This is a genomic window from Actinomadura luteofluorescens (assembly GCF_013409365.1).
Lineage (GTDB): Bacteria > Actinomycetota > Actinomycetes > Streptosporangiales > Streptosporangiaceae > Spirillospora > Spirillospora luteofluorescens.
This window is the reverse complement of sequence record NZ_JACCBA010000001.1, coordinates 2927902-2954192: the sequence shown is the minus strand read 5'-3', so window position 1 is coordinate 2954192 and position 26291 is coordinate 2927902. Positions and strand designations below refer to the sequence as shown.

The 26291-nt window shown below is 72.8% G+C and carries 24 protein-coding genes; 11 read left to right on the top strand and 13 right to left on the bottom strand.

Going from position 1 to position 26291, the window contains the following annotated elements; all coding sequences use genetic code 11:
* Positions 1–204 precede the first annotated feature (204 nt).
* On the top strand, positions 205–1491 hold the full coding sequence (phoH2, locus tag BJY14_RS13605; RefSeq protein WP_179849353.1) for an RNA 5'-3' helicase PhoH2: 1287 nt from the start codon (positions 205–207) through the stop codon (positions 1489–1491).
* Positions 1492–1998: 507 nt separating this feature from the next.
* Entirely contained in the window at positions 1999–2922 is a 924-nt protein-coding gene (locus BJY14_RS44410; protein WP_218905349.1) for an aggregation-promoting factor C-terminal-like domain-containing protein, read from the top strand.
* Between the two features lie 74 nt (positions 2923–2996).
* Here BJY14_RS44410 and BJY14_RS13595 read toward each other — a convergent pair whose 3' ends face one another.
* From BJY14_RS13595 to BJY14_RS13580, 4 genes are all read right to left on the bottom strand, one after another.
* Entirely contained in the window at positions 2997–4397 is a 1401-nt protein-coding gene (locus tag BJY14_RS13595) for a class II fumarate hydratase (RefSeq protein WP_179843956.1), read from the bottom strand.
* Between the two features lie 98 nt (positions 4398–4495).
* Complete coding sequence (locus BJY14_RS13590; RefSeq protein WP_179843955.1) at positions 4496–5758, bottom strand: serine/threonine-protein kinase; 1263 nt, start codon at positions 5756–5758, stop codon at positions 4496–4498.
* Positions 5759–5909: 151 nt separating this feature from the next.
* Positions 5910–7550: a fumarate hydratase gene (locus BJY14_RS13585; protein ID WP_179843954.1), complete on the bottom strand. Its 1641-nt coding sequence runs from the start codon at positions 7548–7550 to the stop codon at positions 5910–5912.
* 1 nt (position 7551) lies between these two features.
* On the bottom strand, positions 7552–8493 hold the full coding sequence (locus BJY14_RS13580; RefSeq protein WP_179843953.1) for an EamA family transporter: 942 nt from the start codon (positions 8491–8493) through the stop codon (positions 7552–7554).
* Positions 8494–8606: 113 nt separating this feature from the next.
* Here BJY14_RS13580 and pdxR point away from each other — a divergent pair, with 113 nt between their 5' ends.
* Both pdxR and BJY14_RS13570 read left to right on the top strand, forming a co-directional pair.
* Positions 8607–10028, top strand: a complete 1422-nt coding sequence (pdxR, locus tag BJY14_RS13575; protein ID WP_179843952.1) for a MocR-like pyridoxine biosynthesis transcription factor PdxR — start codon at positions 8607–8609, stop codon at positions 10026–10028.
* Positions 10029–10057: 29 nt separating this feature from the next.
* The gene (locus tag BJY14_RS13570) at positions 10058–10291 is read left to right on the top strand and encodes a hypothetical protein (RefSeq protein ID WP_179843951.1); all 234 of its coding nucleotides are present in this window, start codon (positions 10058–10060) and stop codon (positions 10289–10291) included.
* 572 nt (positions 10292–10863) lie between these two features.
* Here the strand turns inward: BJY14_RS13570 and BJY14_RS13565 are convergent.
* From BJY14_RS13565 to BJY14_RS13555, 3 genes are all read right to left on the bottom strand, one after another.
* The gene (locus tag BJY14_RS13565) at positions 10864–12129 is read right to left on the bottom strand and encodes an MFS transporter (protein WP_179843950.1); all 1266 of its coding nucleotides are present in this window, start codon (positions 12127–12129) and stop codon (positions 10864–10866) included.
* Positions 12130–12233: 104 nt separating this feature from the next.
* Positions 12234–13046: an ABC transporter permease gene (locus BJY14_RS13560; RefSeq protein ID WP_179843949.1), complete on the bottom strand. Its 813-nt coding sequence runs from the start codon at positions 13044–13046 to the stop codon at positions 12234–12236.
* Complete coding sequence (locus tag BJY14_RS13555; RefSeq protein WP_179843948.1) at positions 13043–13996, bottom strand: ABC transporter ATP-binding protein; 954 nt, start codon at positions 13994–13996, stop codon at positions 13043–13045. The genes BJY14_RS13560 and BJY14_RS13555 overlap by 4 nt, the downstream gene beginning before the upstream one ends.
* Before the next feature lie 83 nt (positions 13997–14079).
* Between BJY14_RS13555 and BJY14_RS13550 the strand changes: the two genes are divergently transcribed.
* Positions 14080–14691, top strand: a complete 612-nt coding sequence (locus tag BJY14_RS13550) for a DUF1707 SHOCT-like domain-containing protein (protein WP_312879193.1) — start codon at positions 14080–14082, stop codon at positions 14689–14691.
* A gap of 11 nt (positions 14692–14702) precedes the next feature.
* Here BJY14_RS13550 and glpX read toward each other — a convergent pair whose 3' ends face one another.
* A complete protein-coding gene (glpX, locus tag BJY14_RS13545) occupies positions 14703–15737 on the bottom strand; it encodes a class II fructose-bisphosphatase (protein WP_179843947.1) in 1035 nt (344 codons plus the stop codon).
* A 218-nt stretch (positions 15738–15955) separates the two neighbouring features.
* On the opposite strand from glpX, the gene BJY14_RS13540 reads away from it, so the two are divergent.
* Together BJY14_RS13540 and BJY14_RS13535 are read left to right on the top strand one after the other, a co-directional pair.
* Positions 15956–16621, top strand: a complete 666-nt coding sequence (locus tag BJY14_RS13540; protein ID WP_179843946.1) for a TetR/AcrR family transcriptional regulator — start codon at positions 15956–15958, stop codon at positions 16619–16621.
* A gap of 20 nt (positions 16622–16641) precedes the next feature.
* Complete coding sequence (locus BJY14_RS13535) at positions 16642–17322, top strand: DUF4245 domain-containing protein (RefSeq protein WP_179843945.1); 681 nt, start codon at positions 16642–16644, stop codon at positions 17320–17322.
* Positions 17323–17325: 3 nt separating this feature from the next.
* Here the strand turns inward: BJY14_RS13535 and BJY14_RS13530 are convergent, their stop codons facing one another.
* Entirely contained in the window at positions 17326–17562 is a 237-nt protein-coding gene (locus BJY14_RS13530) for an exodeoxyribonuclease VII small subunit (protein ID WP_179843944.1), read from the bottom strand.
* Positions 17563–17619: 57 nt separating this feature from the next.
* Entirely contained in the window at positions 17620–18828 is a 1209-nt protein-coding gene (gene xseA, locus BJY14_RS13525) for an exodeoxyribonuclease VII large subunit (RefSeq protein WP_179843943.1), read from the bottom strand.
* A 146-nt stretch (positions 18829–18974) separates the two neighbouring features.
* Here xseA and BJY14_RS13520 point away from each other — a divergent pair, with 146 nt between their 5' ends.
* A complete protein-coding gene (locus BJY14_RS13520) occupies positions 18975–19400 on the top strand; it encodes a MarR family winged helix-turn-helix transcriptional regulator (RefSeq protein ID WP_308206494.1) in 426 nt (141 codons plus the stop codon).
* Between the two features lie 16 nt (positions 19401–19416).
* A complete protein-coding gene (locus tag BJY14_RS13515; protein ID WP_179843942.1) occupies positions 19417–20640 on the top strand; it encodes an MFS transporter in 1224 nt (407 codons plus the stop codon).
* Between the two features lie 61 nt (positions 20641–20701).
* Here the strand turns inward: BJY14_RS13515 and BJY14_RS13510 are convergent, their stop codons facing one another.
* A complete protein-coding gene (locus BJY14_RS13510) occupies positions 20702–21598 on the bottom strand; it encodes a DUF8129 domain-containing protein (RefSeq protein ID WP_179843941.1) in 897 nt (298 codons plus the stop codon).
* A 141-nt stretch (positions 21599–21739) separates the two neighbouring features.
* Between BJY14_RS13510 and BJY14_RS13505 the strand changes: the two genes are divergently transcribed.
* Positions 21740–22702, top strand: coding sequence for a 4-hydroxy-3-methylbut-2-enyl diphosphate reductase (locus BJY14_RS13505; RefSeq protein ID WP_179843940.1), 963 nt, complete (start codon positions 21740–21742; stop codon positions 22700–22702).
* On the opposite strand, the gene BJY14_RS13500 is transcribed toward BJY14_RS13505, so the two are convergent.
* Together BJY14_RS13500 and BJY14_RS13495 are read right to left on the bottom strand one after the other, a co-directional pair.
* Positions 22699–23313 carry a DUF6542 domain-containing protein gene (locus BJY14_RS13500; protein WP_179843939.1) on the bottom strand — a complete coding sequence of 205 codons (615 nt, stop codon included), beginning with the start codon at positions 23311–23313 and terminating at the stop codon, positions 22699–22701. The two genes, BJY14_RS13505 and BJY14_RS13500, sit on opposite strands and share 4 nt — an antisense overlap.
* Positions 23310–24695, bottom strand: coding sequence for a DNA recombination protein RmuC (locus tag BJY14_RS13495; protein ID WP_179843938.1), 1386 nt, complete (start codon positions 24693–24695; stop codon positions 23310–23312). The genes BJY14_RS13500 and BJY14_RS13495 overlap by 4 nt, the downstream gene beginning before the upstream one ends.
* Before the next feature lie 154 nt (positions 24696–24849).
* On the opposite strand from BJY14_RS13495, the gene ychF reads away from it, so the two are divergent.
* Complete coding sequence (gene ychF, locus BJY14_RS13490; protein WP_179843937.1) at positions 24850–25941, top strand: redox-regulated ATPase YchF; 1092 nt, start codon at positions 24850–24852, stop codon at positions 25939–25941.
* Positions 25942–26291 lie beyond the last annotated feature (350 nt).

Genomic DNA, 26291 nt, shown 5'->3' with positions numbered 1-26291 from the left:
CCGTCCCCTGCGGACCACCGCCCCTGCGCGGGCGGACCTGCGCGCCACCGGCAGTTCCCCCATATCCAGGGAGATCGAGTGGCCACAACCTCCGCGCGCCGTCCCGGCCCGTCCGGGATCCCTTCCGGGGCCTCCGTCCCGGAGACCTCCGGGGACCTCGGGGGCGCCGTCCCCGGCAGGGAACCGGACCGGCGCACGTACGTCCTGGACACCAGCGTCCTGCTCGCCGATCCGGGGGCGATGACCCGGTTCGCCGAGCACGAGGTCGTACTCCCCGTCGTCGTCATCACGGAACTGGAGGCCAAGCGGCACCACCCGGAGCTCGGCTACTTCGCCCGCCAGGCCCTGCGCACGCTGGACGACCTGCGCCTGCGGCACGGGCGGCTGGACGAGCCCGTCTCGGTCGAGGGGGCGCTCGGCGACCAGGGCGGAACGCTCCGCGTCGAGCTGAACCACGCCGACCCGAGCGTCCTGCCGGACGGGTTCCGGCTCGGCGACAACGACACCCGGATCCTGTCGGTGGCCGCGTGGCTGGCCCGCGAGGGACGCGACGTCGTGCTGGTCTCCAAGGACCTGCCGATGCGGGTGAAGGCGTCCGCGGTGGGGCTCGCCGCCGAGGAGTACCGCGCGGAGCTGGCCGTCGTGGAGTCCGGCTGGACCGGGATGCGCGAGCTGGAGGTCACCGCCGGGGCCGTCGAGGAGCTGTACGAGGCGGGCACCACCGACCTGGAGGAGGCGCGGGACCTGCCCTGCCACACGGGGCTGCGGCTGCTGTCGGAGCGCGGTTCGGCCCTCGGCCGCGTCCAGCCCGACAAGTCGGTGCGGCTGGTGCGCGGCGACCGCGAGGTGTTCGGGCTGCGCGGCCGGTCCGCGGAGCAGCGGATCGCGCTGGACCTGCTGATGGACGAGGAGGTCGGCATCGTCTCGCTCGGCGGGCGGGCCGGCACCGGCAAGTCGGCGCTCGCCCTCTGCGCGGGGCTGGAGGCCGTGCTGGAGCGGCGGCAGCACCGCAAGGTCGTGGTGTTCCGCCCCCTGTACGCGGTCGGCGGCCAGGAGCTCGGCTACCTGCCGGGTTCGGAGAACGAGAAGATGTCGCCGTGGGCGCAGGCGGTCTACGACACCCTCTCGGCGGTGACGACGCCGGAGGTCGTCGACGAGGTCGTGGACCGTGACATGTTGGAGGTCCTGCCGCTCACGCACATCCGGGGCCGGTCGCTGCACGACGCGTTCGTGATCGTGGACGAGGCGCAGTCGCTGGAGCGCGGCGTGCTGCTCACCGTCCTGTCGCGGATCGGCGCCGGGTCGCGGGTCGTGCTGACCCACGACGTGGCGCAGCGCGACAACCTGCGCGTCGGCAGGCACGACGGCGTCGCGGCCGTGGTGGAGCGACTGAAGGGCCACCCGCTGTTCGCGCACGTGACGCTGACCAGGTCGGAGCGCTCGCCGATCGCGGCGCTCGTGACCGACATGCTCGGCGACGTCGGGGTCTGACCGGGACGTCCCGAGGGCCCCGGCGGACCGTGACGGCCGCCGGGGTCCCCGCGTCTCAGAACGCCGTTCATCTTCCTACGGAGGGTGATCGTTAAACCTCGGAGTGTAGATATGTGGCGAAGGTCACATTTTCTGCCGCGCGAGTGGAGAACCGCAGGTCCATCCGGGTTTTCGGCAGGGGTCCGGCCGGGTTGACAATCGCCCCATCAGCCGCATTCATCTCGTTTTGGTTGCGGAGGAGCCCTCGGGCTGGGGCATTGTGTCTCCCCGTAAGCACCCCCAGTGCGGTGCCGGCCCGGAGCGCGCCCCCTCTTGACGCGCGCGACGTGCGAGGCGCCGTCCCGGGTTCGAGGCCGCCGGACGACCGGCGGCGGGCGGACCGGGGTGGAAACAGTTCGTGCGCGTGTCCATGCGCGTGCGACCGTCGGAAGGACCGCCTTGTTCGGAGACCGTCCCGGGTCCCCTAGGCGAGACGATCGACAGAGCTTCGACCCCCGCCAGGCGTCGATGGCCGCGGCCGACCCGGCGCAGCCGCCTGCCCCCTCCGCGGAGGGGCCCGAGGCGCCGCACGAGGACGATGTGCGCGTCGCCGGCACCGGCCCCCGCGCGGGCGCCCCCGCGGGGGACACGCTCGGGCTCCAGGCCCTCCAGGAGCCGCTGCGCACCGGCGTCTCCACCGGCGGACACGGCGACGAGATCTCCTCCGGGCCGGGCGGCCCCCGCCGCGCCGGCCGCAAGGGCGGTTCCGGCGGCCGCAAGGACGGTTCCGGCGGCCGCAACGGCGTGCGGATCGCGGTGGTCGCCGCGGGCGCCGCCGTCCTGCTCGGCGGCGGCGCTGTCGCCGCGTTCGCGCTGACCGGCGGCTCCGGCGACGAGGGCACGCAGACCGTCAAGCCGACCAAGCAGCTCGCCGACGCCGCCGCGCCGCCGAAGATCGACCCGAAGGTGCTGGAGCAGCAGCGCAAGAAGCTGGCGCTCGACCGCGCCTCCCGCGCGACGCGCCAGGACGGCGGCAAGAAGGGCCCCTCGCTGCTTCCCAAGGGCAAGCCGATCCCGACCAAGACGCCGGAGAAGAAGAAGACCGGCGGAGGCGGCACCGGCGGACCCACCGGCGACCCGGTCCCCGCCGGCGAGGCGCAGGCGATCGCCAAGCGGCTGATGCCGAGCTACGGGTTCAGCGGCAGCGGCCAGTTCGGCTGCCTGGTGAACCTGTGGAACAAGGAGAGCCACTGGAACGTCCACGCGTCCAATCCCTCCTCGGGCGCTTACGGAGTTCCGCAGGCCCTGCCCGGCTCCAAGATGGCCAGCGCAGGACCCGACTGGCAGAACAACGCCACCACCCAGATCAAGTGGGGGCTCGGCTACATCAAGAACCGCTACGGAACGCCGTGCGGCGCGTGGTCGCACTCGCAGTCCGTCGGCTGGTACTGATCGGCCCGGCGCGTCCCGGACGTCCTGCGCGGCGGCTGGGACGCGCAGGACGTCCGGGGCGGGGCGCCGCCCCCTCAGCGGCGGGCCGCGCCGGTCATCCCCAGCACGTCGAGCGCCTGGTCCAGCTGCTCGACGGTGAGCCTTCCCTCCTCGACGTGGCCGCGCTCCAGCACGACCTCGCGGATCGTGCGGCGTTCCCGCAGCGCCTGCTTGGCGACCTTCGCGGCCTCCTCGTACCCGATGTAGCGGTTCAGCGGCGTCACGATCGACGGTGAGGACTCGGCGTACTCGCGCATCCGCTCCACGTCGGCCTCGACGCCGTCCACGCAGCGGTCGGCCAGCAGCCGGGACGCGTTCGCCAGCAGGGTGATCGACTCCAGCACGTTGCGGGCCAGCATCGGCAGCATCACGTTCAGCTCGAAGCTGCCGGACGCGCCCCCGAACGCGACCGCCGCGTCGTTCCCGATGACCTGCGCGGCGACCTGCGCCACCGCCTCGGGGATCACCGGGTTCACCTTCCCGGGCATGATCGACGAGCCCGGCTGCAGGTCGGGCAGCCGGATCTCGGCGAGCCCGGCGCGCGGCCCCGACCCCATCCAGCGCAGATCGTTGGCGATCTTGGTGAGGCTCACCGCGACCGTGCGCAGCGCGCCGCTGGCCTCCACCAGGCCGTCCCGCGCGCCCTGCGCCTCGAAGTGGTCGCGGGCCTCGGTGAGCGGCAGCCCGGTGGCCCGCGCGATCTCGGCGATGACGCGGGCCGCGAAGCCCTCCGGTGTGTTGATCCCGGTGCCGACCGCGGTACCGCCGAGCGGCAGCTCCGCCAGCCGCGGCAGGACGGCCTCCAGCCGCTCCGCGCCGTGCCGGGCCTGCGCGGCGTACCCGCCGAACTCCTGCCCGAGCGTCACCGGCGTCGCGTCCATCAGGTGGGTGCGGCCGGACTTGACGACGGTCGCGAACTCGTCGGCCTTGCGGGCGAGCGCGGCCTCCAGATGCCGCAGCGCGGGGATCAGATCGTTCACGACGGCCCCGGTCGCCGCGATGTGGATGGACGAGGGGAACACATCGTTGGACGACTGTGAGGCGTTCACGTGGTCGTTGGGATGGACGGGGCGGCCGAGCCGCTCCTGCGCCAGCGTCGCCACGACCTCGTTGGCGTTCATGTTGGACGACGTCCCCGACCCGGTCTGGAACACGTCGATCGGGAACTGGTCGTCCCACCGTCCGGCGGCGACCTCGCGGGCGGCCTCGGCGACGGCGCCGGCGAGGTCCTCGTCGAGGACTCCCAGCTCGGCGTTGACGACCGCCGCGGCGGCCTTGATCTGGCCGAGCGCGGCGATGTGCGAGGCCTCCAGCGTCCGCCCCGAGATCGGGAAGTTCTCCACGGCGCGCTGCGTCTGGGCCCGCCACTTGGCCGCGGCCGGCACCCGGACCTCGCCCATCGAGTCGTGCTCGACCCGGAACCCCTGCTCGCCCATGGAACGCCTCCCACTCGACTTCGGCGGCCGCCGTCGTCCGCTGCCGCCTGAAAGGGCAGCCCCGTCAGTGGGTCACGCATTCCCGCGTGAGGCGCGGATCACTCCTTGTTCAGCGTGTAGTTCTGCCGCTCGCCCGGCTTGCCCGCGGGCTTCTGCCGCCCGTTCACCCAGACGTCGCAGGCGGACGCGTCGTAGACCACCGCGTTGATGCGCGGCTGGTCGTACCGGCGCGCCTCGCCCATGCTCAGCGTCTCGTCGCTGAGCACGGTCATCGCGGCCCCCGGCACCGACACGAAGATCTTGCAGGAGTCGGTGCGGGCCCGGACGACCAGCGTGCTGGTCGCGGCGCCGGGCGGCGCGGCGGCCTGGGTGGCGCTCGCCGGGCCGGACGCGGTGGCGGTGGGGGAGGGGCCGGGGCTCTCCCGCATCATGCCGACGATGAGGGCGGTGGCGCCGATGCCGCAGGAGGCGACGGTCGCGCCGATGAGCCCGATCACGACCATCAGCCGGTAGCGGGGGGTCGGCGCGCGGCGCCCCGAGCGCGGCCCCGCCAGGGCCCGTTCGAGCCGGTCGACCGCGCGGGCGTGGCTGAGCCGCCGGGTCGGGTTCTTCTCCAGCAGCCCGGTGATGACGGGCGCGAGCACGCCGGCGTTCTGCGGGGCGGGGGTCGACTCGTTGGCCAGCGCCGACAGCGTCGCCATGACGTTCTCGCGCTCGAACGGCGGGCGGCCCTCCAGCGCCGCGTACAGCGTCGCGCCGAGCGACCACAGGTCGGACCGCGGGGTCGCCTTCTCCCCGGCGGCGACCTCGGGCGCCACGTACGCGGGCGACCCCATGAAGTGGCCCGTCTTGGTGAGGCTCGCCGACTCCGAGGAGAACGCGAGCCCGAAGTCGGTGAGGACGACGCGGTCGCCGTCCAGCAGCACGTTGCTCGGCTTCAGGTCGCGGTGCACGATCCCGGCCTTGTGCGCGGTGTTGAGGGCGTCCAGCAGGGCGCGGCCGATGTGCGCGACCCGCTCGGGCGGCAGCGGCCCCGAGCGCTCGATGAGCTGTTCGAGGCTGGGCGCCTCGATCATCTCCATCACGATCCAGGGCCGGCCCTGCTCGATGACCACGTCGTAGACCTCGACGATGGAGTGCGTGCGCAGCTGTGCGGGCGCGCGCGCCTCCCGGAGGGTACGGCGGTAGAAGACCACCCGGTCGTCCTCGGCGAGGTTGTCGGGGAGCCGCAGTTCCTTGATCGCGACGGCGCGGTCGAGGAGCTCGTCGTGCCCCCGCCACACGGTGCCGTTGGCACCCTGACCGATCTCCGAGACCAGCCGGTAGCGCGTCGCTAGCACGAGGCGCTCTGACTGTGACATGGCGGAAAAGATACCGGAGTAGCCAGCCGGTCATCGGGGAGACTTCAGCACCAACGCGAATTTTGGCCCAATACTGTGACCTACCGACAAGAAACCCTCGGAGACCGCCGTCCCGCGGGCCTGCGCGGGGTCCGCGGGACGCCCCCGGACGTCAGCGCCTGCCGATGCTGAGCACGGGTCCGGTGGTGTCGGCGAAGAAGTCCTCGCCCTTGTCGTCCACCACGATGAACGCCGGGAAGTCCTCGACCTCGATCTTCCAGACGGCCTCCATGCCGAGCTCCTGGTACTCCAGGACCTCGACCTTCTTGATGCAGTCCTGCGCGAGCCGCGCCGCGGGGCCGCCGATCGAGCCCAGGTAGAAGCCGCCGTGCTCCTTGCAGGCGTCGGTGACCTGCTTGGACCGGTTGCCCTTGGCCAGCATGACGAGGGAGCCGCCCGCGGCCTGGAACTGCTCGACGTAGGAGTCCATCCGGCCGGCCGTGGTCGGCCCGAACGAGCCCGACGCGTAGCCCTCGGGCGTCTTGGCCGGGCCCGCGTAGTAGACGGCGTGGTCGCGCAGGTACGCCGGCATCGGCTCGCCCGCGTCCAGCCGCTCCTTGATCTTGGCGTGCGCGATGTCGCGGGCCACGACGAGCGGGCCCGTGAGCGACAGCCGCGTCCTGACCGGGTAGCGGGTCAGCTCCGCGCGGATCTCGGCCATCGGGCGGTTCAGGTCGATCGAGACGACGTCGTCGTCCAGGTGCTCGTCGGTGGTGTCGGGCAGGTACTGGGCGGGGTCGGTCTCCAGCCGCTCCAGGAACACGCCCTCCGCGGTGATCTTGGCGAGGGCCTGCCGGTCGGCGCTGCACGACACCGCGATCGCGACCGGGCAGGACGCGCCGTGCCGCGGCAGCCGGATCACCCGCACGTCGTGGCAGAAGTACTTGCCGCCGAACTGCGCCCCGATCCCGAGCCTCTGCGTCAGCTCGAAGACCTGGAGCTCCAGCTCCAGGTCGCGGAACCCGTGCCCGAGCGGCGAGCCCTCGGCCGGCAGCGCGTCCAGGTAGTGGGCGGAGGCGTACTTGGCGGTCTTCAGCGCGTACTCGGCGGACGTGCCGCCCACGACGATCGCCAGGTGGTACGGCGGGCACGCGGCCGTGCCGAGCGAGCGGATCTTCTCTTCCAGGAAGGACATCATCCGCTTGGGGTTCAGGACGGCCTTGGTCTCCTGGTAGAGGAAGGACTTGTTGGCGCTGCCGCCGCCCTTGGCCATGAACAGGAACTTGTAGGCGTCGCCGGGCGTCGCGTACAGCTCGATCTGCGCGGGCAGGTTGGAGCCGGTGTTCTTCTCGTCCCACATCGTCACCGGCGCCATCTGCGAGTAACGCAGGTTCAGCTTCGTGTAGGCGTCGTACACGCCGCGCGAGATGTGCCGCTCGTCGTCGCCGTCCGTCAGGACGTGCTGGCCGCGCTTGCCCATGACGATCGCGGTGCCGGTGTCCTGGCACATCGGCAGGACGCCGCCGGACGCGATGCCCGCGTTCTTCAGCAGGTCCAGCGCGACGAACCGGTCGTTCGGGGACGCCTCGGGGTCGTCCAGGATCCGGCGGAGCTGCGCCAGGTGCGCCGGACGCAGCAGGTGGGCGATGTCGCGCATCGCGGTCTCGGTGAGCAGCCGCAGAGCCTCCGGCTCGACCTGCAGGAACGTCCGCCCGTTCGCCTCGAACGTGGAGACCCCGTCGGAGGTCAGGAGCCGGTAGTCGGTCTCGTCCGGGCCGAGCGGGAGCAGGTCGGTGAAGGAGAACTCAGGCATCTCAGGCAGATCCTCGCGCGATTCCGATGGGGGCCGCCTCACAGGTTACGGGCTCGGCGGGCGCGGACCCACGGGGGGCGACCCGGGCGCGCAGGCCCACCACGACGCCCGCGGCGACCAGGGCGGCGCCCGCCAGATCGGCCGGCTCCGGCCGGCCGATGCCGAGCGCGACGGTCGTGACCACCGCGCTGACCGGGATCAGGCCCGCGCACAGCCCGGCGCGGTCGGCCCCGAGCCGCCCGATGGCGTCGTACCAGAGCAGGAACGCGATCGTGGTGACGACGATCGAGAGGTAGGCGAAGCCTGCCAGCTCGCCGGGCGTCGGGACGCGCAGCAGCGCCGTGCCGTCCGCGACGAGGCCGGCCGCCAGGAGCATCGGGACGGCCAGCGCGGCGGAGTAGGCCGAGACCCGCAGCGGCCCGAGGCGCGGCAGCAGCGGCACGGCCAGCAGCGAGAAGCCCACCTCCCCGGCGAGGGCGCCGAGCGAGAGCAGCAGCCCGCGGCCGCTCCCGCTGCCGAGCCCGTTCGCGAGCGCCGCCCCCGCCGCGACCACGCAGGCCGCCGCGATGATCGCCGGAGCGGGGCGGCGCCCGTCCAGCAGCGGCCCGACCACCGCGAGCACGATCGGGACCGTCGCGATCACCGTGCCGACGGTGGCGGGGCTCGTGTCCCGGGTGGCCAGCACGATGCAGACGTTGAACGCGACCAGCCCGGTGGCCGCCAGCGCCGTCAGCAGCAGCCAGTCCCGCGCGGAGGGCCGGCGCGCGGGCCCTCCGGCCAGGCGGGCCACGACCAGCAGGACCAGCGCGGCCGCGGCGTACCGGGCGGCCTGACCGCCGAAGACGGGATAGCCGGAGATGGTCGCCGAGACGGCGGTCAGCGTGCCGACGAGGGACATCGCGGCCCCGGCACCCGCCATGCCGCGCTTCTGGGAGGTGTTCATGGACCGAACGCTAGGGCGCCCTTGGTCCACCGGACAGAGCCAATCAATCCATCTGAATCTGGACCAATACCCTCTCCGTGACGTCCACACCGCCCCTTGACGCTGAGAGTCATGTGACCGACCTTCATCTTTCCCTCGACCGGTCCGCCGGGCGGCTGGCCGCGCAGATCGCCGCGGGCTTCCGCGCGGCGGTGCGCTCCGGCCGGCTGACCGCCGGGACCCGGCTGCCGTCGAGCCGCGACCTGGCCCGTGACCTGGACGTCTCCCGCGGTGTCGTCGTCACCGCCTACGAGCAGCTCACCGCCGAGGGCTTCCTGATCGCGCGGCGCGGCGACGGCACCCGCATCGCGCCGCTGGCCCGTCCCGACGAGGGGAGCGGGCCGCCGCCGTCCCGCCCGCGGCCCCCGTCGGCCGAGCGCCCGGCGGAACCGGCGGTCCTGTACGACCTGACCCCGGGGCAGCCCGACCTCTCGGCGTTCCCCCGCGAGCGCTGGATCTCCGCCGCCCGCGCGGCGCTGCGCACCCTGCCGCACGACGCGCTCGGCTACCCCGACCCGGCCGGCGTCCCGGACCTGCGCGCCGAGCTCGCGTCCTACCTCGGCCGGGTGCGCGCCGCGCACGCCGACCCGGGCCGGATCGTGATCATGAACGGGGTGGCGCAGGGCCTGTCGGGCCTGCTGGGCCAGCTGCGCGCCGACGGTCACACCGCGCTCGCCGTCGAGGACCCCACCAGCGTCCGGCAGCTGCCGATGCTGGCCGCCGCCGGGGTCCGCCTCGTCCGCGTCCCCGTGGACGAGGAGGGCGTGGACGTCGCGGCGCTCGCCCGCACCCAGGCCCGCGCCGTGCTCGTCACGCCCGCGCACCAGTACCCGACCGGCGTCGTGCTGTCCCCGGCGCGCCGCGCCGCGCTGATCGCCTGGGCGCGCGACGTGGACGGGGTGATCCTGGAGGACGACTACGACGCCGAGTTCCGCTACGACCGCGACCCCGTCGGCTGCCTCCAGGGCGTCGACCCCGACCGGGTCGTCCTGCTCGGCTCGGTCAGCAAGTCGCTCGCCCCGGCCCTGCGCCTCGGCTGGGCCCTCGCGCCGTCGTTCCTCGCCGAGGGCCTGCGGGAGCACCGCACCAACACCGACCTCGGCGCGCCCGTCCTGGAGCAGTACGCGCTGACCGAGTTCCTGCGCGGCGGGGGCTACGACCGGCATCTGCGCACCATGCGGAGGCGGTACCGGGCCCGGCGGGACGCCCTCGCCGGCGCGCTCGCCGAGAACCTGCCCGGCGCCAGGGTTCACGGCGTCTCAGCGGGCATCCACCTCTACGTGGAGCTGCCGGGCGGATGCGACGAGGACGAGGTCGTGGAGCGGGCCGCGCGAGCCGGGGTGTCGGTCGCGGGCGCCCGCGCCATGTGGTCGCCGCGCCGTGCCGAGGAGGCGCCCCCCGCGCTCGTCCTCGGCTACGCGGGCCTCTCGGAGCCCCGCCTGGTCAAAGCCGCGCAACTGCTGGGTCACGCGGTTGCCCATGGTGATGGAGGGTAAGAACAGCATCCCCGGTGTAGGAGGAATGCATGAGTCTGGAAGAGGCCGCGCGGCAGTTGAAGATGGCCGGCCATGACGCGCAGGTGGCCTTCGACTGTGTCGGTCTGGGCGACCTCGAACGGGCACAGGAGCACGCCGTGACGCTCCGGGCCGCGGCCGACGCCGCCGAAGTGGCGCTCAGCCAAGCCCTGAAGGACATGTCCCCCGAGGAGGCCCAGGCCGAAGGCGAACGCGCCATCACAGCCCTGGCCGAAGACGTCTGACGGTCGCCCCCTGGGGACACGGTGCGGGTCGGGTGGGTGGAAGGCGCTCTAGCGCCTGGAGGTCGCCCGGCCCGTCGAGCCGGGCGACCGCAGCGACACGTCACAAACCGGCACGGGCGCGGGAAACCGGCACCGTGGCGTGAGGATCGCCTGGCTCGCGACGGGGGTTCCAGGGGGTCGCCCCCCTGGGTGGGCATGGTGCGGGTCGGGTGGCTGGAAGGCGCTCTAGGCGCCTGGAGGTCGCCCGACCCGTCGAGCCGGGCGACCGCAGCGACACGTCACAAACCGGCACGGGCGCGGGAAACCGGCACCGTGGCGTGAGGATCGCCTGGCTCGCGACGGGGGTTCCAGGGGGTCGCCCCCCTGGGTGGGCATGGTGCGGGTCGGGTGGCTGGAAGGCGCTCTAGGCGCCTGGAGGTCGCCCGACCCGTCGAGCCGGGCGACCGCAGCGACACGTCACGAACCCGCGCGGGCGCGGGAAACCGGCACCGTGGCGTGAGGATCGCCTGGCTCGCGACGGGGGTTCCAGGGGGTCGCCCCCTGGGAGGACACGGTGCGACCGCAGCGACACGTCACGAATCCGCACGGGCGCGGTAGCCCGCACTGTGGCGTGAGGATCGCCCGGCTCGCGACGGGGGTCCCAGGGGGTCGCCCCCCTGGGAGGACACAGCGAATCCCTTCGCGGTGGCGAAGACGACCAGGATCAGGACCGACGGAACGATGAAGGCGATGCGCAGGCCGTGGTCGGTGCTGAGCGGGGCGATGGCCCCGACCACGGCGGCGCCGAGGACGAACCCGACGTAGTTGAAGATGTTGACCCGGGAGACGGCGATGCCGAGGCCGGTCGGGTCGACGCGTCCGGCGGCGGAGAAGGACACCGGGGCGATCACGCTCAGGCCGAGTCCGGCGAGCGCGAACGCGGCGATGGCGAAGGGCGCGCTGGGCGCGGCGACCACGCCCGCCATGCCGAGGATGCCGACCAGCCCGCCGATCCGCACCACCGTGACGGGGCCCGAGCGGCGGACGGCGAGGTCGGCGACGGCGCGGCTGACGACCATGGTGATCTGGTAGGCGACGTAGCCGAGCGGGGCGACCCAGTCGCTCGCCGACAGCTCGTCGTCCAGGTATTTGGCGCCGTAGCTGGAGATCGCAGAGTCGGCCAGGTAGGCGACGGCCATCGCGGCGCCCACGATCAGGATCGGACGCCACGGGACGCTGCGCCCGGCCGCCTTGAGCTCGGCGGCGGTCGGCCCGTCCCCCTCCTCCCCGCGGCGGTAGAGGCGGCCGCCGGTGGCGAGCGAGGCGGCGACGCCGACGGCGGCGGCGAGGGCGAAGCCGGTGAACAGCGACAGGTCCAGCTTGTTGGTGAGGGACGCCCACAGGCCGCCGAGGATCCCCGCGATGCTCCACACCGCGTAGAACCCGGTGATCAGGCTGATCCCGTAGCGGCGCTCGACGGCGATCGCCTGGGCGTTCATCGACGCGTCCACCGCGCCGACGAACAGGCCGAAGGCGGCGACGGCCAGGTAGAGGGCGAGGTCGTTGTCGCCGGTGAGGCCGATCAGGGCGATCGTGACCGCCACGGCGGGCTGGGAGACGCGCAGCACCGGGCCGCTGCCGAGCCGCTGGAACAGCGCCCCGGAGGCGACGCTCCCGACGCCCGCGACCAGCGGCACCATGAGCAGCACCAGCGACAGCGTCGCGTCGCTGAGGTGGTGCGCCTCCTGCATCTTCGGTACCTGTGTCACCAGCGAGGCGAAGCAGAGCCCCTGGACGGCGAACGCCGTGTACGCGGCGAACCGGGCCCGGCGGTCCCGGGCGGTGGTGCCCTCGCTCATGCGCCCCGACCTCTCTGGCTGCGCACCCTAGGCGGACGCAATGTGAAGAAGATTCGCGTCAGCGTAGGGACAGGGTACGCCCCAGGTCAATGGGCGGGGGAGCGTCAGTCGATGAGGCGCTTGCGCATCCCCCGGACCGCGATGATCCACATCAGCGCGGCGAAGAGCACCAGCGCGCCGAGGTGCCCGAGGTCGGCGAGCGGGCGCAGGCCGAACACCGCGTCCCGGACCAGCTGCACGCAGTGGTACAGCGGGTTGAGGTGCGACACCTTCTGCGCCCAGCCGGGCAGCGCGTCGATGGGGAAGAACGTCCCGGCGATCAGGAACAGCGGCGTCACCACGCCGGTGATCACGTAGTCGAACGAGTTGATCGACGGCACCACCGAGGACGTCCACATGCCGAACAGCCCGAAGCCGAGCGCGGTGAAGAACGTCACGAACGGCACCAGCAGCATCCCGGGGGACGGGTCGAGGCCGAAGAACAGCGCCACGACGAGCGGGGTGCACGAGTACACCGCCGACTTGGCCGCGATCCACAGCGCCTCGGCCGTCACCAGCTCGTGCACGTCCACGGGCGCGGCGAGCATCGCGTCGTAGGTGTGCTGGAACACGCGCCTGATGTAGCCGTTGAACATCCCCGGGAACACCGAGGTGAACAGCGCCGCCGTCCCGACGACGCCGGTCGCCACGAAGTCCAGGTACCGGTAGTCGCCGATCACCGCGACCATCGAGCCGAACCCGTAGCCGAAGGCCAGCAGGAAGAACGTCGGCTCCACCATCGAGGCGAACGACTGCGACTTCCAGTACCGCTTGTAGAGGGCCAGCTCGTGCCGCCAGATCCCGCGGACCGGGGCGGTCTCGAACCGCCGCAGCCGCGGCGCCCGCTCCGCCCGCACCGCTTCCGCCTGGGCGGTCAATCCACACGCTCCCCGGTCAGCACCACGAACACGTCCTCGAGGTTGGAGGCGCGGCGGACGCCGTCCGGGCCGAGCTCGTCCTCCACCGAGGGCGCGATGGTCTCGGCCTTCAGCACCGACACCGACGGCCCGGTGCGGCGGGTCGGCAGCCCGGCCGCCCGCGCGACCCGCTCCACCTCCGTCAGCCGGTCCGGCGGCCCGTAGTGCTCGACGACCCGCTCGCCCGCGTACTCGGCGACCAGCGCCGACGGCGTGCCCCGCGCGATGACCCTGCCGTGCGACATCAGCGCGCACTCGTCGGCGAGGCGCTCGGCCTCCTCGATGTAGTGCGTCGACATCAGCACGGTCGTGCCGCCGGCGCGCAGCCCGTCGATCAGCCCCCACAGCTCGGCCCGCACCTGCGGGTCGAGGCCCACGGTCGGCTCGTCCAGCAGGACGAGCGCGGGCCGGTGCACCAGCCCCCGGGCGATCAGCAGCCGGCGCCGCATGCCGCCGGACAGGTCGTCCACCCTGGTCAGCTGGCGCCCGGTGAGGTGCGCGATCGCCAGCGCGTCGTCCACCGCCGCGCGCCGCGCCCTGCGCGGCACCCGGTACAGGTGCGCGAACACCTCCAGGTTCTCGCGCGCGGTCAGCTCCTCGTCGAGGTTGTCCTGCTGCGGGACGACGCCCATCGCCGCCCGCGCGCGCTTGGACTCCCGGGGGACGTCGAAGCCGAGCACGCGGATCGTGCCCTCGTCGGCGATCGCCTGCGCGGTCAGCATCTTCATCGTCGTCGACTTGCCGGCGCCGTTCGGGCCGAGTAGCCCCAGGCAGACCCCGGACGGGACCTCCAGGTCGAGCCCGTCCACGGCGGCGAAGTCGCCGAACCGCTTCACGACGCCGCGAAGGCTGATCGCCGCCGTGCCGGTGCCCTCGCGGGCAGCCGCGATCTGGGCACGATGCAAGGTCATACCTCTCACACTAGGTATAGGAGGGACGAATCCCCACCCGTTTTCCCGCGGGGCCGTCCCCGCCGGGGGATACCCTCTCCTGTGTGGACGTCCCCCATCGCCCGGCGACCGAGAAGGTCACCAACGTGCGCGACCTGCGCGCGTCCGACGCCGACCGGGAACGCGTCGCCGCCGTCCTGGGCGAGGCCCTCGCGGACGGGCGGCTCACCATGGAGGAGCACTCCGAGCGCGTCTCCCGCGTCTACGCCGCCCGCACCCTGGGCGAGCTGACGGGGCTCACCGGCGACCTCAGCCCCGAGGAGGCGCAGCCCATCCTCGTGGACGACCGCCCGGTCTCGGTCTTCTTCGGCCGCACCCGCCGCGACGGGCGCTGGGTCGTCCCGGTGAAGCTCCCGCTCCTGGCCCTGTTCGGGACGGTCGAGCTGGACCTGCGCGAGGCCGTCCTGCAGCGCCGCCACATCGTGGTCGACTCGCTGGTGCTCGGCGGCCGGATCCGGCTCCTGGTCCCCGAGGGCGTCCGCGTGGACGTCACGGGCCGCACCATCCTCAGCACCCGCGACCTGCGGGCCCGCCCCGCGGCCGAGGGGCCGACCATCGAGGTGGGCGGCACGATGATCTTCGGCTCGGTGCGGGCGCGGGCTCCGCGGCTCCCGCTGCGCAGCCGCGTCCGCAACCGCCTCGGCCGCCGCCGGTAGCGCCGCGCCCCCTACACCGCCGTGTCGAAGTTGATCGCGCTGTAGGCGCGCAGCTTGCTCAGCTGGTGCTCGCTGGAGATCGTCCGGATGGTGCCGCTGCGCGACCGCATGACCAGCGAGTGCGTGACCGCCGTGCCCTTGCTGTAGCGGACGCCGTCCACCAGTTCCCCGTCGGTGATGCCGGTCGCGGCGAAGAACACGTCGTCGGAGGTCACCAGGTCGTCGGTGGTGAGCACCCGGCCCGGCTCGTGGCCCGCGTCGGTGGCCTTGCGCCGCTCCTCGTCGTCCTGCGGCCACAGCCGGCCCTGGATCACCCCGCCGAGCGCCTTGATCGCGCACGCGGCGATGATGCCCTCCGGGGTGCCGCCGATGCCGAGCAGCAGGTCCACGCCGGTGCCCGGCCGGCACGCCATGATCGCGCCGGCCACGTCGCCGTCCAGGATGAACTTGATCCGCGCCCCGGCCTCCCGCACCTCCTTGACGATGCCCTCGTGCCGCGGCCGGTCCAGGATGCAGACCGTCACGTCGTGCGGCGAGGACCCCTTGGCGCGGGCGATCGCGCGGATGTTGTCGGCGATCGGGCGCTCGATGTCGACGGCGCCCGCCGCCTCCGGACCGGTCACCAGCTTCTCCATGTAGAACACCGCCGACGGGTCGAACATCGACCCGCGCGGCGCCACCGACAGGACCGCGATCGCGTTGTTCATGCCGAGCGCGGTCAGCCGGGTGCCGTCCACCGGGTCGACGGCGACGTCGCACTCGGCGCCGGAGCCGTCCCCGACCTCCTCGCCGTTGTACAGCATCGGCGCGTTGTCCTTCTCGCCCTCGCCGATCACGACGACGCCCCGCATGGACACCGTGTTGATCAGCTGGCGCATCGCGTTCACGGCGGCCCCGTCGGCGCCGTTCTTGTCCCCCCGGCCGACCCAGCGGGCCGCGGCCATCGCGGCGGCCTCGGTCACCCGGACCAGCTCCATCGCGAGGTTGCGGTCCGGCGCCGACGGCTCGGTGGCGAGGGGGGAGGAAACGGTGGTCTCATCGGACATGGCGGGGCAGCCCCTTCGGTCGGTGGTGCCTCGGATTCTCCGTGGATCGGATGGCAGGCCACAAATTGGACCAGACCAGCCGGGCCGCGGGCCATCCGGGCACGGGGTCGAACAGGTGTCCTGGCGCGGGCGGAACGAGCACGGTGCGGAGCCGTGAAACCACGGCGGCACGGACAAGGGATCGTTTCCCCCTGGGAGAGGGCGTAATCTCAGGCGTCATGAGCAGCGACATCGACGTCCCGTCCGGCGGGGTGACTCAGAACGGGGGCGCGCGGCCCGCCGACGGCCCCGCGCGGACCTCCGACCGCGGGGCCGCCACCCGCGGCGCCCTGCTGGCCGCGGCCAGGGACGTCTTCTGCGAGTCCGGCTTCGCCCAGGCCGCGGTGACCGACATCGTCGCCAAGGCCGGCGCCAGCGTGGGCAGCCTCTACCACCACTTCAACGGCAAGGCGGACCTGTACCTGACGCTGTTCGAGGACTTCCAGGGACGCCAGCAGGAGCGCACCCGCGAAGCGATCAACGCGGTCCGGGAGGCCGGCGAGAAGGACCCGATGCGGCAGTTCATCGCCGGCGCGGGCGCCTACCTCAACGGCTGCCTGGACGAGCGGGACGTCGCCCGGCTGTTCATCTCCGGCGACGGGCCCCCCGGGTTCGACCGGGTCATGCGCCAGCGCCTGAACAAGTGGGCCCGCCGCAACGCCGCCCTGTTCCACACCGCCGACGGCGGCGTGGACGAGGCCCTGGTCACGGTGCTCACGGGCGCGATGGCGGGCGCGGTGTCGGAGATCTCGCTGCTGGACGACGAGGACGCCGCCCGCCGGCTCGCCGACAAGATCATGGTCATCGTCGGCACGATCCGCAACCCCGGTACGGAGCAGCGCTGAGGGTGGGGGATCCTGGAGGGGTGACCGACGAGACCCCATCCTCCGCCACCGGAACCGAGGCCGCCCCGGCCGCGCCCGAAGCGCCCGCGGGACGCCCCGTGGTCGAGGTGAGCCCCGGCGTGTACAAGCGGCTGACCACCGGCCTCGGCGGCTTCACCATGGCGATGGGCGCCTGCCTGCTGATCGTGCTGGCGGTCTACGTCGTCTCGCCGCGCAGCGACAAGGAGGTCCTGCCGACGGTCGACTACGGTTCGCAGCTGTGGGCGATGCGCAACGACGCGCCCTACACCGTCCACGCGCCCGAGGGGCTGCCCGCCACCTGGCGTCCCAACAGCTCGCGCGTGAACGGCCTGGGCTCCGGCGGCAAGGACCCGGTCGCCTGGCACCTGGGGTTCGTGACGCCCAGCGACGAGTACGCGGCGCTGGAGCAGAGCAACGAGAAGGCGTCGCAGTACGTCCCGCGCATGGCCAACAGTAGCCAGCCGGTCGGGACGCAGCAGGTCAACGGCGCCACCTGGACCAAGTACCACCGCAAGGACAAGAAGGCCAACACCCTCGCCCGGACGCTTCCGAACGGGGTCAGCCTCGTCGTCACCGGCACCGCGTCCTACGCGGAGCTGGCGGTCCTGGCCGGGTCGCTCAAGGAGCAGGCGAAGACCGGGGGCCCGACACCCGCGACGACGGCCACGCCGGCCTCCTGAGCCTCAGAACGGGGCGGCGGCGTCCCCGTCGTCCGGCCGGTCGAGGGCCGCGGCCAGCCGGGCGCGGGCGCCCTCCAGCCACTCCTCGCAGACCGCGGCGAGCCTCTCGCCCCGCTCCCACAGGCCGAGCGACTCCTCCAGCGTCAGGCCGCCGGCCTCCAGCCGCTTCACGACCTCGGCCAGCTCGTCGCGCGCCTGCTCGTACGACGGCTTCTCGGCCGTCCCCTTGTCGTCCGCCACCGGCCCACCCTCTCATCCCCCGGACGACCGCCCGTCCCTCGGGCGGCGCAGCACGGTTCATTCCCGGCCGGTCACGCTCACGCCGAGCCGCCCGTCGGCGAGCCGCACGTGCAGGCGCTCGCCGTCCTTGACCGACGCCGACTCCCGCACCACCGACGCGTCCTCCCGCTGGACGATCGCGTATCCGCGCTCCAGCGTCGCGGCGGGGGAGAGGGCGAGCAGCCGGGCGCGGGTGTGCCCGAGCTCGTCCCCGGCCCGGTCGAGCGCCGCCGACAGGCACCGCCGCGCCCGGTCGCGCAGCGCCGCGACCTGCTCGGACTGCCGTTCGATCTCCCGCACCGGGTCGGCCAGCGCGGGCCGCGAGCGCACCGACCGCAGCCACGCCAGCTCCCGTTCCACCGCACCGGACAGGCACCGCCGCCCCCGGTCGCGCAGCTGCCGGACGAGCTGGAGCTGCTCGCGCACGTCCGGCACGGCCTTCTTCGCGGCGTCGGTCGGGGTGGAGGCCCGGACGTCGGCGACCAGGTCCAGGAGCGGGCTGTCCTGCTCGTGCCCGATCGCGCTGACGACCGGGGTGCGGGCGGCGTGGACCGCGCGGACCAGGGCCTCGTCGGAGAACGGCAGCAGGTCCTCCATCGCGCCGCCGCCGCGCGCGATGATGATCACATCGATCTCGGGATCGGCGTCCAGCACGCGCAGCGCCTCCATCACCTCGCCGACCGCGTACGAGCCCTGCACGGCGGTGTTCTCCACCCGGAACGCCACCGCGGGCCAGCGCCGCCGCGCGTTCTGCAGGACGTCGTGCTCGGCGTCGGAGTCGCGCCCGCAGATCAGCCCGATCCGGCCGGGCAGGAAGGGCAGCGGGCGCTTGCGCTCGGGCCGGAACAGCCCCTCGGACGCCAGCACGCGCTTGAGCCGCTCCAGCCGGGCCAGCAGCTCGCCGACGCCGACCGGCCTGATCTCCAGCACGCTGAGCGAGAACGTCCCGCGGTTGATCCAGAAGTCGGGCTTGGCGTGCACGACGACGCGGGCGCCGTCGGTGACCGCCGGCCCGGCGGCCTCGAACACCGCGCGCGGGCCGACGACCCGCACCGACATGTTCGCCACCGGGTCGCGGAGCGTCATGTAGACCGTGCCGCCGCGGGCGTTGAGGTCGGTGATCTGACCCTCCACCCAGATGCGGCCGAGCCTGCCGATCCACCCGCTCACCGCCTGCAGGACGGTGCGCACCGGAACCGGTGATTCGGCCGTGGTCTCCATAGCCATGCAGGCAGCCTACGGCGCACCCCGCCCCACCGGCCCCCACGTCGCCCGCACCGGCAGAATCCGGTGTGACCGAAGAGACACGTCCCGGACCACTGAAGATTAGTCAAGCTAACTTAGACTGGCTAAGTAATGTCGAGGAGAACGCCGTGACCGCATCCGAACGCGAGCTCGCCGAGCAGCTCAACCGGCGCCTGCGCCACGTGGTGCTGATGCTCCGGCAGGTCAGCGCCGACCAGCCGATCACCAGCCAGCAGCTGTCCGTGCTCGGCTCCCTGGAGCACGGGCCGCGGCGGATGACGGAGCTGGCCGCCGAGCACGGCGTCCGGCTGCCGACCATGACGGCGCAGATCAACCGGCTGGAGCGCGACGGGCTGGTCGCGCGCGGCCGGAGCGGCTCCGACGCCCGCGTCGTCACCGCCCGGCTCACCGGGCCCGGACGCGACCGGCTGGCCGCCGGGCGCGAGCGCCGGATCGGCTTCCTCGCCGAGCGGTTCGCGGAGCTGACGGACGAGGAGCGCGCGGCGGTCGCCGCGGCGCTGCCCGCCCTCGACAAGCTCTTCGGCGCACCCTGAACACACGGAGGTACTCATGCACGCGAAGCCCTCGGCGACCCCGAAGGGCGGCGGCATCCTCAGGCAGCCGACGTCGGTGTGGGCGACGGCCTTCGCCGCGGTCGTCGCCTTCATGGGCATCGGTCTCGTCGACCCGATCCTGCCCGCGATCGCGAAGAACCTGGACGCCTCGCCGAGCCAGGTGTCCCTGCTGTTCACCAGCTACTTCCTGATCACCGCGGTGGCGATGCTGGTCACCGGCTGGGTGTCCAGCCGGATCGGCGGGAAGAGGACGCTGCTGATCGGGCTGGCGCTCGTCGTGGCGTTCGCCGCCCTCGCCGGGACGTCCGGGACCGTCGGGCAGCTCGTCGGCTTCCGCGCGGGCTGGGGCCTCGGCAATGCCCTGTTCGTCGCTACCGCGCTCGCGGTCATAGTCGGCGCTGCCTCGGGCGGGGCGGAGTCGGCGATCATTCTTTACGAGGCGGCGCTCGGCATCGGCATCTCGCTCGGGCCGCTAGCCGGCGCTCTGCTCGGCGACATGAACTGGCGGTTCCCCTTCTTCGGCACCGCCGCGCTCATGGCGGTCGGCTTCCTGCTGATCGGCACGCTGCTCAAGCCCACGCCGAAGCCCGCCGAGAAGACCCGGCTGAGCGCGCCGATCCGGGCCCTGGCGCACGGCGGCCTGTCCACCACGGCCTTCACCGCGCTTTTCTACAACTACGCGTTCTTCACCATCCTGGCCTTCACTCCGTTCGTCCTCGGGATGAGCGCGCACGGCATCGGCCTGGTGTTCTTCGGCTGGGGCGTGATGGTCGCGCTGGCGTCGGTGTTCGGCGCCCCCATGCTCCAGCGGCGCATCGGGACCGTCCGGGTCATGTACCTGGCGTTGGCGCTGCTGATCGTGTTCCAGTTCGGGCTCGCGTTCCTCGGGCACGGCGGGATCATCGCCTGCACCGTCCTGTCCGGCATCCCGATCGGGCTGAACAACACCGCGTTCACCGAGGCCGCCATGGAGGTCTCCGACAGCCCGCGGCCCGTCGCGTCCGCCGGGTACAACTTCGTCCGGTGGATGGGCGGCGCCCTCGCCCCGTTCATCGCGACGAAGCTCGCGGAGGAGGTCGACGCGAAACTGCCCTACGTCGTCGGCGCCGCGTGCTGCGCCGTCGCGATCGGCATCCTCGCGGTGCGCCGCCGGCACCTGGCGCCGCTGGAGCGGGTCGACGTCGACCACGCCTTCCAGGACGCCCCGGCGGCCGCCTGACCGCCCCCGGAACGGAAGAAGCCCCCGGACGCTCCGGGGGCTCCCTTCCTGCTCGTACCGCTCAGCTGAGGCCGTTGAGCTTGGCGATGCGGCGCTCGTACATGCGGATGACGTCCTCACGGCCGGCGTGCTTGCGCTCGTACTCGCGCAGGAGCTTCACCTGGTCGGCGGACAGGCCGCGAAGGCGCGCGCGCAGCTGCGGCAGCGTGGCGCTGTCGTAGTCGGGCACCGGGAGATCCTCGGCGATGTGCGCGGCCTCCGCCTGCGCGGCGGGCTTGGCCTCCGGCTTCGGCTCGAACGCGGCCTCGTCCGCCTTCTTCTCCGCGGCCTTGCCCTTCGGAGCCTCGGCCGGCTTCGGCTTGGCGGGCTCGGCGGTTTTCGGCTTCGGCCTGGCGGGCTCGGCGGCCTTCGGGCTCGGGGCGGGCTCGGCCTGCGGCGCGGGCTCCGGCTTCGGCTCGGACGGCACCGGCTTCGGCGCCGGCGCGGCGGCCGGACCGGCCTCGCCCCCCGCCTTGGCGTGGTGCCTGCCCAGCGCGCCCGGCTTGGCGGGCTTCGGCGGCGGTCCAGGGCGGGCGTGCTTCGGCTTGTGGGCCTCCCCGGCGCCGGGCTTGCCGACCGAGATCTCCTCGGTGGCCTTCCGGGCGGCCGCGGGCCTGGTGCGGCGCGCGGGCTCGGGAGCGGGCCCGGCCTCGGGCTCCTCACCGCGGACGCGCTCGGAGACCAGCCCGACGACCTTCCCGGCCGTGTGCTGGACGTCGTCGCGCAGCCGCAGGGCCACCGGCTTCACACCGCCGCCTTCGGTGATCTCCTTGTAGTCCCTGGTCACCCGGTCGGTGAGCAGCAGTGCGCGGCCGACGCCGAACATGGCCAGCCGGACGGCGTGCAGCGGGAGATCCCGGACCTGCTCGCCCACCGTTTCGCGGACCTGCTCACTGAGGCGGCGCGGCGATTTCCTCATCGGACGTTCCTCTTCCTGCCTCGTCTCCGGTCCCCACTCACTCTGCCCCATCGGTGCGACCCTGGTCACGCGGGGTGAATGGAATTCTGGCAAAGCGTGCCGTGGAGTCGGTCACAGCCCGGCCCCTCGTACGATGGACCCATGACCTCCACCCAGCGCCGTGTCCTGCTCGCCAAGCCGCGTGGTTACTGCGCGGGCGTCGACCGGGCCGTGCAAGCGGTCGAGATCGCCCTGGAGAAGTACGGGGCCCCGATCTACGTCCGCAAGCAGATCGTCCACAACGTGCACGTCGTGAAGACGCTGGAGGAGCGTGGCGCGATCTTCGTGGAGGAGACCGAGGAGGTCCCCGAGGGCTCCATCGTGGTGTTCTCCGCCCACGGCGTGGCGCCCGTCGTGCACGAGGAGGCCAGGGGCCTGGACCTGCGCACCATCGACGCGACGTGCCCGCTGGTGACCAAGGTCCACAAGGAGGCCGTCCGGTTCGCCGCCGACGACTACGACATCCTGCTGATCGGCCACGAGGGCCACGAGGAGGTCATCGGCACCACCGGCGAGGCCCCCGACCACATCCACCTCGTGGACGGCCCGGACGACGTCGCCAACGTGACCGTCCGCGACCCCGAGAAGGTCGCGTGGCTGTCGCAGACCACGCTGTCGGTCGACGAGACCGTCGCCACCGTCGAGAAGCTCCGCGAGCGGTTCCCCAAGCTGATGGACCCGCCCTCCGACGACATCTGCTACGCCACCCAGAACCGGCAGGTCGCGGTGAAGGAGATGGCGGCGCAGGCGCAGCTCGTCATCGTGGTGGGATCGACCAACTCCTCCAACTCCGTCCGCCTGGTCGAGGTCGCCAAGGAGCACGGCGCCGACGCCGCCTACCTGGTCGACTACGCCAAGCAGATCGACCCGGCCTGGCTTGAGGGCGTCGCCACGGTGGGCGTCACGAGCGGCGCGTCCGTCCCGGACGAGCTCGTCCAGGAGGTCCTCGCCTGGCTCGCCGAGCGCGGCTACGGCGAGGCCGAGGAGATCGAGTCCGTCGAGGAGAGGATGCGGTTCTCCCTGCCGAAGGAGCTCCGCAAGGACCTGCGCATCACGCCCGTCTAACCCGCGCCCCCGGAGGGCGGCCGGTCGCTGCGGGCGTGGCGGCCCTCCTTGGGCGTGCCGGGGGACTCGTCCCACCGGACGGGGTTCTCGTTCTCCTCCTTCTCGAAGAGGCGCACCCCGACCAGCTTGTCGTGCAGCTCCCGGGCGTTCGTCAGGACGCCGCGCGCCAGGCAGATCACGACCACGAGCAGCGTGCCGAAGAACAGCCACGGCGCGGTCGCCGCGAGCGCGGTGAACACGCCCACCGTGACGCCGCGCAGCAGCGAGCCCTCGCCGAGCGTCGTGACGAGCACGACCGTGAGCGTGGCGGCGAGGAACACCAGCGGCGGGCTGACGACGAGCGTGAGCAGGTCGGCGGGACGGGTCGCGAACGCGGCGAGCGCGCAGCCGATCGCGAACCCGGCGCCGGCGAGCAGCGGCACGCCGAACCACCGCGACAGCAGCCCGCACAACACCCCGGCGGCGAACATGACCACGATGCCGCCGCGGCCGGTCAGCGTGACCGGGCCGGCCGACTCCGAGCGGGACGGACCGCCGCGCCGGCGCCGCGCCGGACGATCCGGGGACGCCGAGGCGCCGCCCGGCGCGTCGCGTACCGTCGATGAACTCATCGCCACCTCTTCCCCGTGGGAGGCGGACCCCCCACACGCCCCGGCCCGTTCCGCTCTTGGACGTTCCGCGGATCGCCCTGCTCGGGGACGCGCCCGCCGGGACCCGCCGCACCCGCGGCGGGGCCAGGCCGGGAATGGTCCCGATCAGGCAGATGGTCCTCGTCGTCGAAAAGTTCGTCGTATGCGGTCAGTTCGGCCGCGGACAGAGCGCGGGGGCTCTCCTCGACAGGATGGGGGCTTTCCAGGCCGTCGTCCACCACTCCGAGCTCGTTCAGCTTGCGCGCACTGACCAGAACGCGCGTCTCCAGGGATCCGACCGTCCGGTTGTAGGACTTGATGGCGCCGGTCAGCGCGCGGCCGAGCTCGTCGACGTGCTGCCCCATCGTGCCCAGCCGCTCGTACAGCTCCCGGCCCAGATCGAAGACCGCGCGGGCGTTGCGGGAGAGGGCCGCCTGCTGCCACGCGTAGGACGCCGTCCGCAGCATCGTGATGAGGGTGGTCGGCGTGGCGATGTGCACGCGCCGCCTCATCGCGTACTCCAGCAGGCCGGGGTCGCGGTCGAGGGCGGGCGCCAGGAACGCCTCGCCCGGGATGAACAGCACGACGAACTCCGGAGCCGGGCTGAACGCCTGCCAGTACGACTTGGCCGACAGGCGGTCGACGTGGTCGCGCAGGTGCCGCGCGTGCGCGTCCAGCCGCACGGGGTCGCCGCTCTCCGCCGCCTGCAGGTAGGCGGCCAGCGAGACCTTGGAGTCGACCACGATGCTCTTGCCGCCGGCCAGCCGCACCACCATGTCGGGACGGACCGTGCCGTCGGCCGTGACCGCGCCGGCCTGCTCGTCGAAGTCGCAGTGGTGCGTCATCCCGGCCAGCTCCACGACGCGGCGGAGCTGGAGCTCGCCCCAGCGTCCCCTGGCCTCCGGGCGCTGGAGCGCCCGCACGAGCGACTGCGTCTCGCGCCGGAGCTGGTCGGAGCTCTGCCGGACGAAGTCGACCTGTTTGGCCAGCATGGCGTGCGACTCGCGGCGCCCCGTCTCCACCTCGCGGAGCTGCTCCTCCACCTTGGCGAGCGTCTCCTTGAGCGGCGCGACCAGGTGCTCGACGGCCTGCTGGCGCCGCTGCAGCTCCCCGGCCGCCTCGACGCCGGCCGCCTTGAGCCGCGCGTCCGCCAGCTCCAGGAACCGCTGGTTGCTGGCGTCCAGGGCCTTGGCCGACAGGTTCTCGAAGTGCTCGGCCATCCGCTCCTCGGCGTAGGCGAGCTTCTCCTCGGCCGCGCGCGCCCGCGCGATCAGCGCGCCCTGCCTGCCCGTCGCAAGCGCGTACCCGGCGACGGCGCCGAAGACGGCGCCGACGAGGAGTCCGGCGAACAGCGCGAGGTCCATCCGCTCATCGTGACAGCGCGTCCGCGTTCGGCGACCGCGACGCGCCGGGATGCCCCGCGTCACCGGACATTTGGCCCAGTGTTCACCAGAGGGAGGCCGTACGGAGGTTCCGGGCAGCCCGAGGGGTCCGCGAGCGCCCATAAACTTGACGGCCGTGAGCCTCTCCATCGGAATCGTCGGGCTGCCCAACGTCGGCAAGTCGACGCTCTTCAACGCGCTGACCAAGAACGACGCGCTGGCCGCCAACTACCCGTTCGCGACCATCGACCCCAACGTCGGCGTGGTCGGGGTGCCCGACCCGCGGCTGACCGTGCTGGCCGAGCTGTACGGCTCGCAGAAGGTGATCCCGGCGACGATGGAGTTCGTCGACATCGCGGGCATCGTCAAGGGCGCGTCCGAGGGGCAGGGGCTCGGCAACAAGTTCCTCGCCAACATCCGGGAGACCAACGCGATCTGCCAGGTCATCCGGGCGTTCGACGACCCGGACGTCACGCACGTGGACGGCGACGTCGCCCCGTCCCGCGACATCGAGACGATCAACACCGAGCTGATCCTGGCCGACCTCCAGACGATCGAGAAGGCGCTGCCGCGCCTCGACAAGGAGGCCCGGACCAAGAAGGACAAGGACAAGCTCGCCGTCGTCGACGCCGTCAACGCCGCGCAGAAGCTCCTGAACGACGGCGTCACGCTGTTCGCGGGCGCCGGGCCGGCCGGGGTCGACCTGGAGCTGCTGCGCGAGCTGCACCTGCTCACCGCCAAGCCGTTCCTCTACGTCTTCAACCTGGACGAGAGCGAGCTGACCGACGAGGCCCTGCGCGAGCGCCTGAGCTCCCTGGTCGCCCCCGCCGAGGCGATCTTCCTGGACGCCAAGATCGAGGCGGAGCTGATCGAGCTGCCCGACGACGAGGCGCTCGAACTGCTGCAGGGGATGGGGCAGGAGGAGTCCGGGCTGTCGCAGCTCGTCCGGATCGGGTTCGCCACCCTCGGTCTCCAGACGTACCTGACGGCGGGGCCCAAGGAGTCGCGCGCCTGGACGATCCCCGTGGGCGCCACCGCGCCGGAGGCCGCCGGCGTCATCCACACCGACTTCCAGCGCGGCTTCATCAAGGCCGAGATCGTGTCCTTCGGCGACCTGACCGCGGCGGGCTCGATGGCCGCCGCCCGCACCGCCGGGAAGGTGCGCATGGAGGGCAAGGACTACGTCATGCAGGACGGCGACGTCGTGGAGTTCCGCTTCAACGTCTGACCGCGGCCCATCGCGGCCCATCGCGGCCCATCGCGGCCCATCGCGGCCCGCCGTGGGCCGGGAAGGCGTCGTGATCCGTGTGATTTTGGCGACACGGGATGCCCCTGCGGCCCACGTGCCGGATGAGCTGGGTGTTTTAGTGCTCAGTGTCGCTTTTGTAGCGTCATGTCGGTTATTTCGGCGCGGCGAATGGCGGGTACCGTCGCCATCCCGTGACCGACTCACTTCTGAGGCGTCCCGCTTGTCCGTTACCTAGGCTTGCGCACCCTTCGGAGCCCTGGGTAGGAGAACGTCACCGTTTGGCAATCCTCCCCGTTCCTGCTGAGGTGGATTGCATTATCCGCAACCGC